The sequence below is a fragment of the Synechococcus sp. C9 genome (genome assembly GCF_022984075.1).
Taxonomy (GTDB): Bacteria; Cyanobacteriota; Cyanobacteriia; order Gloeomargaritales; family Gloeomargaritaceae; genus Gloeomargarita.
In genome coordinates this window covers 2746316-2759491 of sequence record NZ_JALAAD010000001.1, presented here as the reverse complement: position 1 = coordinate 2759491, position 13176 = coordinate 2746316, and the positions used below count along the sequence as shown (strand labels likewise).

Annotated in this window: 10 protein-coding genes; 7 read left to right on the top strand and 3 right to left on the bottom strand. The window is 54.9% G+C overall.

Annotated features, from left to right (window positions below; translation table 11 throughout):
- Positions 1–3: 3 nt before the first annotated feature.
- The gene (gene psaB / locus MLD66_RS13440; protein ID WP_247218707.1) at positions 4–2235 is read right to left on the bottom strand and encodes a photosystem I core protein PsaB; all 2232 of its coding nucleotides are present in this window, start codon (positions 2233–2235) and stop codon (positions 4–6) included.
- Between the two features lie 15 nt (positions 2236–2250).
- A complete protein-coding gene (gene psaA, locus MLD66_RS13435; protein ID WP_247218705.1) occupies positions 2251–4566 on the bottom strand; it encodes a photosystem I core protein PsaA in 2316 nt (771 codons plus the stop codon).
- A 928-nt stretch (positions 4567–5494) separates the two neighbouring features.
- Between psaA and MLD66_RS13430 the strand changes: the two genes are divergently transcribed.
- From MLD66_RS13430 to MLD66_RS13400, 7 genes are all read left to right on the top strand, one after another.
- On the top strand, positions 5495–7120 hold the full coding sequence (locus MLD66_RS13430; RefSeq protein ID WP_247218703.1) for a CTP synthase: 1626 nt from the start codon (positions 5495–5497) through the stop codon (positions 7118–7120).
- A 51-nt stretch (positions 7121–7171) separates the two neighbouring features.
- Positions 7172–7762 carry a sigma-70 family RNA polymerase sigma factor gene (locus MLD66_RS13425; protein WP_281438480.1) on the top strand — a complete coding sequence of 197 codons (591 nt, stop codon included), beginning with the start codon at positions 7172–7174 and terminating at the stop codon, positions 7760–7762.
- The gene (locus tag MLD66_RS13420; RefSeq protein WP_247218694.1) at positions 7759–8037 is read left to right on the top strand and encodes a hypothetical protein; all 279 of its coding nucleotides are present in this window, start codon (positions 7759–7761) and stop codon (positions 8035–8037) included. The genes MLD66_RS13425 and MLD66_RS13420 overlap by 4 nt, the downstream gene beginning before the upstream one ends.
- 83 nt (positions 8038–8120) lie before the next feature.
- On the top strand, positions 8121–8399 hold the full coding sequence (gene rpsO / locus MLD66_RS13415) for a 30S ribosomal protein S15 (protein ID WP_247218693.1): 279 nt from the start codon (positions 8121–8123) through the stop codon (positions 8397–8399).
- Between the two features lie 40 nt (positions 8400–8439).
- Complete coding sequence (locus MLD66_RS13410; RefSeq protein WP_247218691.1) at positions 8440–8829, top strand: PAM68 family protein; 390 nt, start codon at positions 8440–8442, stop codon at positions 8827–8829.
- 51 nt (positions 8830–8880) lie between these two features.
- On the top strand, positions 8881–9939 hold the full coding sequence (gene aroF, locus MLD66_RS13405) for a 3-deoxy-7-phosphoheptulonate synthase (protein WP_247218689.1): 1059 nt from the start codon (positions 8881–8883) through the stop codon (positions 9937–9939).
- Between the two features lie 79 nt (positions 9940–10018).
- The gene (locus MLD66_RS13400; protein ID WP_247218687.1) at positions 10019–11893 is read left to right on the top strand and encodes an NERD domain-containing protein/DEAD/DEAH box helicase; all 1875 of its coding nucleotides are present in this window, start codon (positions 10019–10021) and stop codon (positions 11891–11893) included.
- Positions 11894–12070: 177 nt separating this feature from the next.
- On the opposite strand, the gene MLD66_RS13395 is transcribed toward MLD66_RS13400, so the two are convergent.
- On the bottom strand, positions 12071–13159 hold the full coding sequence (locus MLD66_RS13395) for a quinone-dependent dihydroorotate dehydrogenase (RefSeq protein WP_247218685.1): 1089 nt from the start codon (positions 13157–13159) through the stop codon (positions 12071–12073).
- Positions 13160–13176 lie beyond the last annotated feature (17 nt).

Sequence of the window (13176 nt, the reverse complement as noted above, 5' to 3'; positions counted from 1 at the left end):
AACCTAGCCGAAAATGGACGCGGTCGAAGCAATCAAAAAGGCGGCATAGGTGAAGATATATCCCACCGTAAAGTGCGCCAGACCCACCAACCGGGCTTGGACAATGGACAGTGCCACCGGCTTGTCTTTCCAACGCACCAGGTTCGCCAAGGGCGTGCGCTCATGGGCCCAGACCAGGGTTTCGATCAACTCCTGCCAGTAGCCCCGCCAGGAAATCAGGAACATAAAGCCCGTCGCCCAGACCAGGTGCCCGAACAGGAACATCCAGGCCCAGACCGACAGATTGTTCATCCCGTAGGGGTTGTAGCCGTTGATCAACTGGGAACTGTTCAGCCACAGGTAATCCCGCAACCAACCCATTAGGTAGGTCGAGGACTCGTTGAACTGCGCCACATTCCCCTGCCAAATCGCCAGATGCTTCCAGTGCCAGTAGAAGGTCACCCAGCCAATGGTGTTCAGCATCCAGAACATGGCCAGGTAGAAGGCATCCCAGGCGGAAATATCGCAGGTGCCGCCCCGCCCCGGCCCATCGCAGGGGAAGCTGTAGCCAAAGTCCTTTTTGTCCGGCATCAGCTTAGAACCCCGGGCATCCAACGCCCCCTTGACCAAAATCAGGGTGGTGGTGTGCAGACCCAACGCAATCGCATGGTGCACCAGGAAATCCCCCGGTCCAATGGTCAAAAACAGGGAATTGGTACCAGAATTGATGGCTTCCAACCAACCCGGCAACCAGACATTGCCATAGTTCGGCCAAGCGGTGGCGGCAATGCTGTCGGGATTCGACAACAGCACATCAAACCCGTACAGGGCTTTCCCATGCGCCGCCTGAATCCACTGGGCAAACACTGGCTCAATCAGGATTTGCTTTTCCGGCTGCCCAAAGGCCACCACCACATCGTTGTGGACGTACAAGCCCAGGGTGTGGAAACCCAGGAACAGGGACACCCAACTCAGGTGGGAAATGATCGCCTCCTTGTGCTCCAGCATCCGGGCCAGCACATTGTCCTTATTGGCTTCCGGGTCGTAATCCCGCACGAAGAAGATCGCCCCGTGGGCAAACGCCCCCACCATCAAAAACCCAGCAATGTACTGGTGATGGGTGTACAGAGCGGCCATCGTGGTCTGATCCTGCGCCATAAAAGCGTAGGGCGGCAGACTGTACATATGTTGCGCCACCAGGGAGGTAATCACCCCCAGGGAAGCCAACGCCAACCCCAACTGGAAGTGCAGGGAGTTGTTGATCGTGTCGTACAACCCCTCGTGACCCCGCCCCAGGGCACCCCCAAACGGCGTACCTTCAGGCGGCCGGTGCGCTTTCAGGATTTCCCGGATGCTATGACCAATGCCAAAGTTGGTGCGGTACATATGCCCGGCGATGATGAAAATCACCGCAATCGCCAGGTGGTGGTGCGCCATGTCCGTCAACCACAGGGATTGGGTCTGGGGATGGAACCCACCCAAAAAGGTGAGAATCGCCGTCCCTGCCCCCTGCGCCGTCCCAAAGGTATGCTCCAGGCTATCGGGATTTTGGGCATACACCCCCCAGTTCCCCGAGAAGAAGGGTGCTAGACCCGCCGGGTGGGGCGGCATACTCAGGAAATTATCCCAGCCCACATGCACCCCCCGGGACTCGGGAATCGCCACGTGCACCAAGTGCCCCGTCCAGGCCAAAGACGACACCCCAAACAAGCCCGCCAGGTGGTGGTTCAAACGGGATTCCGCATTCTTGAACCAGGCCAGGGAAGGCCGGAACTTGGGTTGCAAATGCAGCCAGCCCGCAAACAGAGCCACCGCCGCCAAAAGCAACAGGAAAATCGAACCCACATACAGGTCATCGTTCGTCCGCATCCCAATCGTGTACCACCACTGATACACCCCGGAATAGGCGATGTTCACCGGGCCCGCCGCCCCCTGCGCCTGAGTAAAGGCATCCACCGCCGCCTGCCCAAATTGGGGGTCCCAGATGGCGTGGGCAATGGGCCGCACATTCAACGGATCCTTGATCCACTGTTCAAAATTCCCCTGCCAGGCCACGTGGAACAGATTCCCCGAGGTCCACAGGAAAATAATCGCCAAATGGCCGAAGTGGGAGGCAAAAATCCGTTGGTACAGATTTTCCTCGGTCATGCCATCGTGGCTCTCAAAGTCATTCGCCGTCGCCAAAGCGTACCAGATCCGCCGGGTGGTCGGGTCCTGCGCCAAGGCTTGGCTAAATTTAGGAAACTTCGTTGCCATGTTCTCTCCTATTCCTTAGCCGGAAACGGCGATAATCCGTGCCAAGAAGAACGACCAGGTGGTGACAATCCCCCCTAAGAGGTAGTGGGCCACCCCCACCGCCCGTCCTTGGATAATGCTCAACGCCCGCGGCTGAATCGCCGGCGCCACCTTGAGCTTGTTGTGCGCCCAAACAATGGACTCGATCAGTTCTTGCCAGTAGCCCCGGCCACTGAACAAAAACATCAGGCTAAACGCCCAAATAAAGTGCGCCCCCAGGAACATAATCCCGTAGGCAGACAGCGCCGAGCCGTAGGAACCAATCACCTGCGAAGCCTGCGCCCACAGGAAATCCCGCAACCAGCCATTGATCGTGATCGCACTCTGGGCAAAATTCCCACTGGTAATGTGGTTGATCGTGCCATCCGCATCCACCGTCCCCCAGATGTCCGACTGCATCTTCCAGGAGAAGTGGAAAATCGCAATAGACAGGGAATTGTACATCCAGAACAGCCCCAGGAACACGTGGTCCCAGCCGGACACCTGGCAGGTACCGCCCCGCCCCGGTCCATCACAGGGGAACGCAAACCCCAGATTCGCCTTATCGGGAATCAACCGGGAATTGCGGGCAAACAACACCCCTTTCAGCAGGATCAACACCGTCACATGGATGGTAAAGGCATGGATGTGGTGCACCATAAAGTCCGCCGTGCCCAACACCATCGGCATCATCGCCACCTTGCCCCCCACGATCAGGGGTTCCCCACCAAAAATCGGACTCACCCCCGCCGTCGCATAGGGAGCCGTCGCCCCCGCCGCCGCCGCATGAATCCCCTGAATCCACTGGGCAAACACCGGCTGTAACTGGATCGCCGAATCCGAGAACATATCCTGGGGACGACCCAACGCCCGCATCGTATCGTTGTGGATGTACAGCCCAAAACTGTGGAAGCCCAGGAACAGACACACCCAGTTCAGGTGGGAAATGATCGCATCCCGGTGGCGAATCACCCGGTCCAGCACGTTATTCACATTCTTCGCCGGGTCGTAATCCCGCACCATGAAGATCGCCCCGTGCGCCCCAGCGCCCACCACCAAAAAGCCCCCGATCCACATGTGATGGGTAAAGATGGACAACTGGGTGGGATAATCCGTCGCCAGGTACGGATAAGGCGGCATGGCATACATATGCTGGGCGACGATAATCGTCAAAGAACCCAACAACGCCAGGTTAATCGCCAACTGGGCGTGCCAGGAAGTCGTCAGGATTTCGTACAACCCCTTGTGCCCCGTACCGCCAATCAGCAGGGGGTCCCGGTGGGCTTCCAAAATCTCCTTCATGCTGTGACCGATCCCCCAATTGGTGCGGTACATATGCCCCGCCACGATGAACAACACCGCCAACGCCAAATGGTGGTGCGCCGTATCCGTCAGCCACAGACCCCCCGTCACCGGGTTTAACCCCCCCTTAAAGGTGAGGAAATCCGTGTACGCCCCCCAATTCAGGGTAAAGAAGGGGATCACCCCGGACGGCACACCCCAGGGCACATGGGGGAAAATATCCGCCATCAAATTGGGATGCAAAATCCACTCATGGGGCAAGGGAATATCCGCCGCCGTGGCAATCACTTTGCCGCCCACGGTCAACGGTGCCCCCGCATCAATCGCATCCAAACAGGCATTGATCGGCAGAGACACATGAATCTGTTGCCCCGCATAGCCCAAACACCCCAACCCCAGCAGACCCGCCAGGTGGTGATTGAGCATGGATTCCACATTCTGGAACCACTCCAATTTCGGCGCCGCCTTGTGGTAATGGAACCAACCCGCAAACAGCATCAGCGCCGCCATCACCAGCGCCCCAATCGCCGTGCAGTACAGCTGGAACTCATTGGTAATCCCATTCGCCCGCCAGAGTTGGAAAAACCCAGAGGTAATCTGAATCCCCTGGAATCCACCCCCCACATCGGCGTTGAGAATTTCCTGACCCACAATCGGCCAGACCACCTGGGCACTCGGCTTCACATGCAAGGGGTCCGCCAGCCAGGCCGAATAATTAGAAAATTTCGCCCCGTGGAAATACATCCCGCTCAGCCACACAAACACCACCGCCAGATGGCCGAAGTGGGCGCTGAAAATTTTCCGGGAAATATCCTCTAGGTCGCTGGTATGACTGTCAAAATCATGAGCGTTGGCGTGCAGATTCCAGATCCAGGTGGTGGTCTTCGGACCCTTGGACAAAGTCCGGGAAAAATGCCCCGGCTTCGCCCACCGCTCAAATGAAGTCGGTACAGGGTCGCGATCCACAGTCACCTTGACCTTCGCTTCCCGCTCCGGTGGACTGATGGTCATTAGAACGCTCCTCTCCTAATACGGCAAGGAATAAATCCGGTGCCCCCCGGCGCAAGACCCCGCTACCAAATCACGGAGTTTTGCACCCTTCAGCCAGCATGGAGTCTCCCCCACGCCAACCCGGTAACACCGTCAACTTAGTCAGCATTATAGGCTCCCCACAGCCTCTCGTTCCGGGCGTTAATAATAGTTAAACTCCCTGTCGTTCCCAACCGTTTTACCCCAGGGATAGTTAAATATATTTGCAAAAATTTACATAAATTTATAAATAGCACCGATTCTGTTAAATTATGTTTCGTGTTCTTGCGTTAAATTCCGTCTCGGGGGGCTTTCTTGGGGTTGGAGGTGGTTGCCCCCGTCCCCATGCACCGGGCGTTTCCCCGGCAATTTAAAATTCAAATCCAATGATTTGACAAAAGGTTTGTACCATCCCCGCCGTACATTCATGATAGGGCTAGGATAATTTTATTTTTATTTGGATCATAAGTAAGGGCACTTCTAAAAATAGGTCGCAGGGGCGTTGCCCCCGTCCTTGGTTTTCGATAACATGGGCATTCCAGCGAGATAACCTCCAATGGGTGCAAATAAATAGAGGTGCCCATAAGTTTGAACTATGGGTACTTCTAAAGATAGGTCGCAGGGGCGTAGCCCCCGGCTTTGGTTCTCGATAGCCTGCGTGGCGTAGCCATTGGGATGGGCATTCCAGCGAGATAACCTCCAATGGGTGTAAATAAATAGAGGTACCCCTATGTGAATTCCAGGGAAAATGATACCTCAAAGGTTACAGAAACTTACGGGTTGCAGGGCATCTCCCCAAGTTTTGCATAGCCTGGTTACTCCCATGGGTTACTTGTATTGACCGTCTGGGATTGCCGTAGAAGCATCCTATAATCGAATAATCGAAACGTATTAATTTTTCGCCGCACCCGTGGTCAACAACGGTGAATCCACCACCCGCTACGTCTTTGTCACCGGCGGGGTCGTCTCTAGCATTGGCAAAGGCATTGTGGCGGCAAGTCTCGGTCGCCTGCTCAAATCCCGGAGCTATCGGGTCGCCATTTTGAAACTGGACCCCTACATCAACGTGGATGCGGGCACCATGAACCCGTTTCAGCACGGGGAAGTCTTTGTCACGGTGGATGGGGCGGAAACCGACCTGGATTTGGGTCATTACGAACGCTTTACCGATACCCCGGTCTCCCGTCTGAACAATGTCACGACCGGCTCGATTTACCAGGCGGTCTGTAACCGGGAACGGCGAGGGGATTACGGGGGTGGGACGGTGCAGGTGATTCCCCACATTACCAATGAAATCAAAGAGCGGATTCGCCGGGTCGCCGCCGATACCCACCCGGATGTGTTGATTACGGAAATTGGGGGGACGGTGGGGGATATTGAGTCCCTGCCGTTTTTGGAGGCAATTCGCCAGTTCCGCAATGAGGTGGGGCGGGCACGGGTGGTGTATATGCACGTGACCCTGGTGCCTTGGATTGCCGCCGCCGGGGAAATGAAAACCAAACCGACCCAACATTCGGTCAAGGAACTGCGCTCGATTGGGATTCAGCCGGATATGCTGGTCTGCCGGTGCGAACGACCCCTATCGCCGGAGATAAAAGCCAAGGTGTCGAATTTTTGCGATGTGCCGGTGGACTGTGTGATTACCTCCCAGGATGCCCGCAGTATTTACGAAGTACCGCTGAATTTGGAGAAAGAGGGTTTGGCGACCCAGGTGTTGCGCCTATTGGATTTGCCGGAGCGTCCGGCGGATTTGGCACCCTGGCGGATGCTGGTGGAACGGTTGTACCATCCCCAGTCCCAGGTGGAAATTGCCCTGGTCGGGAAGTATGTGCGGTTGAATGATGCCTATTTGTCCGTGGTGGAAGCCCTACGCCATGCGGGGATGCATCTGGAAACTGAGGTGAAACTGCGCTGGGTGAATGCGGAGGATGTGGAGCAAGACGGGGTGGCGCATCATTTGCAGGGGGTGCAGGGGCTGGTGGTGCCGGGGGGGTTTGGCATTCGGGGGGTGGAAGGGAAAATTGCCGCCATCCGTTACGCCCGGGAGGAGGGAATACCTTTTTTGGGGCTGTGTCTGGGGATGCAATGTGCGGTGGTGGAATGGGCGCGGCATTTGGCGGGGTTGGCAACGGCACACAGTGCGGAATTTGACCCGGAAACGGAGCATCCGGTGATTCATCTTTTGCCGGAACAGCAGGATGTGGTGGATTTGGGGGGCACCATGCGGTTGGGGCTTTATCCCTGTCGGTTGCAGGGGGAGAGTATGGCGGCGCAACTATACCAGGAAACGGTGATTTATGAGCGGCATCGCCATCGTTATGAATTTAATAACGCCTACCGCAGTTTGTTTTTGGAAAGCGGCTATCGCATCAGTGGCACGTCCCCGGATGGGCGGTTGGTGGAGATGATCGAACTGCCGGGGCATCCGTTTTTTTTGGCGGTGCAATTTCACCCGGAATTTGCCTCCCGTCCCAGTCAACCCCATCCCCTGTTCCGGGGGTTGGTGCAGGCGGCGTTGCCCCGGTGCAGCGTTTGAACCTCTCCCCAGGGGAAGCCGTCTAAATTCTTAGCGTTATCGTGGGTGTTTATGATTCCAGCGGCGTGCGTCAACCCCAGCCCGACCCAGGCGGAAACGCCTTTGCATCCCGATTTGGCACTGGTGCAACGGTGTCAGCAGGGAGACCCGGAGGGGTTTCGCTGGTTGTACCGCCGGTTTCAGCCCCGGGTGCGGGGAACCCTTTATCGTCTGTGCGGTGCGGTCGCCCTGGATGACCTGACCCAAGAGGTTTTTATGCGGGTGTGGCGGGGGTTGCCCCGGCTGAGACAATTGGATATTTTCAACACTTGGCTGTACCGGATTACCCTGAATGTGGCTTCAGACTACCGGCGGCAGTGCGCCCAAAAACGTACCCAGATGGAAACCCTGACCCAGACCAGCCCTGACCGGGTGCCCGCCCCGGATTTGATGCACCTGCACTACGAGGAATTGGTGCGCCAGGGGCTGGAAACCCTCAGTTTTGAGCATCGCACCGTGTTGGTACTACACGATTTGGAATCCCTGCCCCAAAAGGAAATCAGCGAGATTTTACGCATCCCAGTGGGCACCGTTAAATCCCGGTTATTTCACGCCCGTGCCGCCCTGCGCCGTCATTTGGAACAGCAAGGAGTGACCCTATGAACCCCGACCCCTTGGTGAATTTTCTCCAGCAGTACGCCCCCACTGCGCCCCCGCCCTCGCCGGGACTGGAAGCCCGGATTCTGAATGCCACCCGTCCCCAACCCCGCCCCGTGTGGCATTGGTTTCCCCCTGCCTTGGCGGTCGCCGGTCTTTCCCTCTGGTTGGGGGTCGCTTCCGCACACCTTTGGCAACCGAGTCCCGCCCAAGTTGCCGAAATGGAAGCCTGGGTCGAAGCCAATTGGCATGGCGGTGATGAATTGCTCCCCCTGCCCTAGGGTGATTGGTTCGGTTATCCTTGCGGTGGCTGGGCTAATCGTGGTATCGTAATTAACTGCCCCTTCAATTGCCGATGTTTTCCATGAGCCTACTGCAAGAACAAAAGCAAGCGTTGATCAACGAGTATCAAATGCACGCCACGGATACGGGTTCCCCAGAGGTACAGATTGCCCTGTTGAGTACCCGGATCAACCAACTGAGCGAACATTTGCGTACCCACAAAAAAGATTTTTCCTCCCAGCGGGGGCTGTTGCGGTTGATCAGCCAACGGCGGCAGTTGCTCTTGTATTTACGCAAACACCATTTTGACCGCTATGAAAATGTGATTAAGCGGCTTGGCATCCGGGGGTTACGTTCTTAATTTTGGATAGTTTTTGAATAGTTTTGCACCGTAGGTCATTATGGCGAAAAAAAACCGGCGTACCCCACCCCCCCCTCCCAAAAAACGGGGCTGGCAACAAATTGAAGAACCAGGGATGCCCCAGGTGGTCAGCAACCGGATGGTGCGGCGGATGGCTTTTTTCTGTGGGGTGCCGACCGGGCTGGGATTGCTGGCTTTTCCGATGAGTTATTTCCTGATCCAACAGGGGCTAAAAATTCCGGTAGCCGCCGTGGTCGCCGTCACCCTGGGCTGTTTTGGGCTAGGGATTGTCGGTTTGAGCTATGGCATCCTGTCCACCTGTTGGGATGCGGAGCGGGTGGGGCATTGGCTGGGCTGGCAGGAGTTTCGCATCAATTGGGGGCGATTGCGGGCAAATTCTAAAGCAAATCGTAACAATGCCCCAACTTGAACCCCTTCCCTCGTTACAATACAAAAGCCCTGACTTATCCTTTCTACTGCCATGATTATTGTGATGCAACCCGGTGCGCCGGAATTGGAAATTGAGCGCATCAGCGATGAACTCCGTACCTGGGGATTGCATCCTGAAAAGATTGTTGGTCAGTACAAGGTAATCATTGGGCTGGTGGGGGAAACGGCGGGTTTACAGCCGGAGCGCATTCAGGAACTCAGCCCCTGGATTGACGAAGTCGTACGGGTGGAACAGCCGTTTAAGCGGGCGAGCCGGGAGTTTCGCCACGGGCAACCCAGTGATGTTGCCATTGACACGCCCAATGGGACGGTGGTGTTCGGGGAAGCCCAGCCCTTGGTGGTGGTGGCGGGTCCCTGCTCGGTGGAAAACGAAGAAATGATTGTGGAAACGGCTCTGCGGGTGAAGGCGGCTGGTGCCAAGTTTTTGCGGGGGGGAGCCTACAAGCCCCGGACATCTCCCTATGCCTTCCAGGGGCACGGGGAAAGTGCGTTGGAATTGTTGGCGGCGGCTCGGGCGGCTTCCGGGCTGGGAATTATCACGGAGGTCATGGACACCGCCGATATTGACAAAATTGCTCAGGTGGCGGATGTGTTGCAGGTGGGGGCACGGAATATGCAGAATTTTGCCCTGCTGAAAAAAATCGGTGCCCAAAACAAGCCGGTATTGCTGAAACGGGGGATGTCCGCCACGATTGAGGAATGGCTGATGGCGGCTGAGTACATTCTCGCCGGGGGCAACCCGAATGTGATCCTGTGCGAGCGGGGGATTCGCACTTTTGACACCCGTTACACCCGCAATACCCTGGATTTATCGGTGATTCCCGTCCTACGCAAGCTCACCCACCTGCCGATTATGATTGACCCCAGTCACGGCACGGGCAAATCCGAGTATGTGCCAGCGATGGCGATGGCGGCGGTGGCGGCGGGTACGGATGCCCTGATGATCGAAGTCCATCCCAACCCAGCCAAAGCCCTTTCCGATGGTCCCCAATCCCTAACGCCGGAGCGGTTTGATCGTTTAATGCGCGAGGAATTGGCGGTGATTGCCCAGGCGGTGGGACGTTGGCCGCAGGTGGCGGTGGGGGTGTAAGCACTTCCTCATCAGTTCGGTAAAAAATCCCCATTTAGGGTGAGATGTAACCGCTATTCGGTACAAGGAGTGTTGCCCAATGGCACACCTCATTTGCCCCTCACGCACCGAATTAGATAGCTTGCGTACTCCTCTAACGGCGGGTGAATTACAGGTACTGGAGTTCTTTGACCGGTACCTGCCAGAGGGATGGGAAATTTACGTGCAACCGCACCTGAATGGGTTACGTCCAGATTTTGTGCTCCTCCATCCCCAGATTGGTATTGCCGTGTTTGAAGTCAAAGATTGGCACTTGGAGGCCATGCCGTATTTTGTGCGGGAAACCAATGGTGTTCCTTCCCTGTGGAGCAGAGATAAACATGGCCAAGAGTTTCGCCACCCAGACAACCCGGTCGAAAAAGTGGTGTGGTACCAGCAGAAAATCCTTGACCTGTACTGCCCCAAACTGGGCTTGTTGGTGAAGAAGCAGGCATACGCACTGTCGGTGATAACCGCAGGTGTGATCATGACAGAAGCCAGTACGGAGCAGGTTGCCCAACTGTTTCAGCCCTTCTTGCACCATTTTGGCTGGCTCGATGACAAGGCTAAAAAATATCATCCCGTTGTGGGTCAAGACGCTCTGGCAAAGGGTGATCTTAACGCCATATTTCCCAGTGCCAAGTTAAAGCAATCCCGGTTTATGACCCCTGCCCTGGCGGATGACCTGCGCAGTTGGCTCCGGGAACCTGACCATGCTGTCGAACAGCGAACGCCCCTGCCGTTGACCCCCAAGCAAAAAGAAATCGCCACTACCCGTACCCAGACGGGCTACCGCCGGGTGAAAGGAGCAGCGGGTGCTGGCAAGTCCCTGGCGTTGGCGGCGCGGGCGGCTCATCTGGCAGGCGAAGGCAAGGAAGTCCTGGTGGTCACATTCAATATCACCCTTTGGCACTATTTGCGGGATTTAGCCGTGCGTTACGACCACCCTAGCCAGCCTGTCCCGAATTTTATGCAGAACATTACTTGGTTACATTTTCACGAATGGTGCGGATGCGTTTGTCAGGAAGTGGGTTTGGGGCAGGATTACAGGCAACTTTTCGCACATTCAGACGCCCATGATGACCTATTTAAAGAACGCATTCCCGCCTTGGTGGAACGGGCACTCAAGGAAGCGCCGGAATCCATTAGCTCCTACGATGCCATTTTGGTTGATGAGGGCCAGGATTTTAACCTGACGTGGTGGAATTTGTTGCGCCAGGTGCGTCGGGAGGGCGGCGAAATGCTTTTGGTTGCCGATGCCACCCAAGACCTATACCGGCAGGCTTGCCACTGGACTGATGAGCAGATGCGCGGGGCGGGCTTTACTGGCCCTTGGTTCCAACTGGAGGGGAGCTATCGGTTGCCGCCGGGACTGATTCCCTACCTGCGGCGTTTTGCCGAAACCTTTTTGTCCGGTAGCGACATCGATCTTCCAACTCTGCCAACAGAGGTGCAAGGCGATTGGTTACCACTCACGCTCCGCTGGTTGCAGGTGCGGGAACAGGATGCGGTAGATGCCTGCGTCCAAGCAGTGTGCGATTTGGTCAGCAACTCACCCAATATCACCTGGGCCGATATTACCCTACTGGTCGCTACCCACAAAATGGGCATGTGCTGTCTTGATAAATTCAAAGAGAAAAACATCCAAGTTTGTCATGTATTTGCTAAGGATCATCAATCCCAAAAAAGGCTCAAGATGCAGTTTTGGATGGGCGATCCGCGGCTAAAAGCAGCCACAGTGCATAGCTTCAAAGGCTGGGAAACTAGGGCATTGGTCGTCCACATCAGCCAGGCTATGACAGCTAGCGATCTCGCTGAAATTTATGTCGCTCTGTCACGCTTACGCAGTAGTGAAAAAGGAAGTTTCCTGACCGTAGTCTGTTCTGCCCCGGAACTGGAGACCTACGGGAGAACTTGGCCGGAGTTTGTCACCTAATTAATCACGTTACAGAAATGCTATGGCAACCTTAAAAACTGAGTAAGGGGCGGTGCCTCTGCTACCCCCATTCTAAACTTAGTAAGGATTACCATAGTTGTAGTTATTTCAGAAAAAAGTGCAACACTTTTTAGACACTGTTAACTGCCCTCTATACTGCGGCTAATGCGTAGATTGTTAACCTGAATGATGCGCCAAACCCACCGCCTGGGTCATGGTAGTAAAATTTAATAGGGTCAATTTTTCTGCTAAGCCCGATAAAATTGCTTTCACAATACCTGGTCCTTGATAGACCCAACCAGTGTAAATTTGTAGTAAACAAGCCCCCGCCGTAATTTTTTCCCAAGCATCCGCTGTACTGAAAATTCCTCCTACACCAATAATCGGCAATTGACCGTGGGTTTGTTGATAAATCAAATGAATCACCTCGGTGGAACGCCGGGTCAAGGGACGACCACTCAAGCCCCCCGTTTCCTGAGCGTGAGGGCTTTTTAAGCTAGGGCGGGTAATCGTGGTATTCGTGGCAACCACCCCCGCTAAATCGTAGGTAGTCACTAATTCCAGCAGGTCAATAATTGCCCCATTTTCCAAGTCCGGGCTAATTTTAATCAAAAGGGGTTTTGCGCCCTGATTTTCCTGTTGTAATGCTTCTAAAATCGGTTTTAGCAAGCTCTGAACCTGCAAATCCCTGAGATTGGGAGTATTCGGGGAACTAACGTTAATGACAAAATAATCGCCGTAGTTTTTTAAGCATTGAAACCCATATAAATAATCCCGCCATGCCTGGTCTAAAGGCGTATTTTTACCCTTACCCAAGTTAATCCCAAGGGGAATTTGGCGGTTTTTTGATCCCCAGTTACCGGTTAATTGTTGTTCTAAATGCGCTACCCCTTGATTATTAAAACCCATGCGATTAATGATCCCTTGATCCTGGGGTAAACGAAATAACCGGGGCGGGGGATTTCCCGGTTGCGCTTGAGGCGTTACAGTGCCCAATTCCGCAAACCCAAACCCAAAATCTGACCACCAATGCCACGCTAAACCGTCTTTGTCAAAACCAGCGGCTAAGCCCAGGGGATTAGGGAAATGCAGACCCCAAATTTGTTGATGCAATGCCAAATGATTATAACTAAATTGCTGATGAACTAATCTTCTTAAACCCGCTTGGTTTCTCAGTTGATGCAGTTGTTGAATCAGGGTGTGATGGAGCCATTCCGGGTCAAGAGTAAAAAGTAACGGACGTAATAACCAAGGGTATAAATTCATGGGCAATTAATTATCAA

Bases quoted from the DNA above. Each gene is read 5' to 3' on its own strand.
- psaB (WP_247218707.1), bottom strand. From the start codon at position 2,235: ATGGCAACGAAGTTTCCTAAATTTAGCCAAGCCTTGGCGCAGGACCCG.
- psaA (WP_247218705.1), bottom strand. From the start codon at position 4,566: ATGACCATCAGTCCACCGGAGCGGGAAGCGAAGGTCAAGGTGACTGTG.
- MLD66_RS13425 (WP_281438480.1), top strand. From the start codon at position 7,172: ATGATTCCAGCGGCGTGCGTCAACCCCAGCCCGACCCAGGCGGAAACG.
- MLD66_RS13420 (WP_247218694.1), top strand. From the start codon at position 7,759: ATGAACCCCGACCCCTTGGTGAATTTTCTCCAGCAGTACGCCCCCACT.
- rpsO (WP_247218693.1), top strand. From the start codon at position 8,121: ATGAGCCTACTGCAAGAACAAAAGCAAGCGTTGATCAACGAGTATCAA.
- MLD66_RS13410 (WP_247218691.1), top strand. From the start codon at position 8,440: ATGGCGAAAAAAAACCGGCGTACCCCACCCCCCCCTCCCAAAAAACGG.
- aroF (WP_247218689.1), top strand. From the start codon at position 8,881: ATGATTATTGTGATGCAACCCGGTGCGCCGGAATTGGAAATTGAGCGC.
- MLD66_RS13400 (WP_247218687.1), top strand. From the start codon at position 10,019: ATGGCACACCTCATTTGCCCCTCACGCACCGAATTAGATAGCTTGCGT.
- MLD66_RS13395 (WP_247218685.1), bottom strand. From the start codon at position 13,159: ATGAATTTATACCCTTGGTTATTACGTCCGTTACTTTTTACTCTTGAC.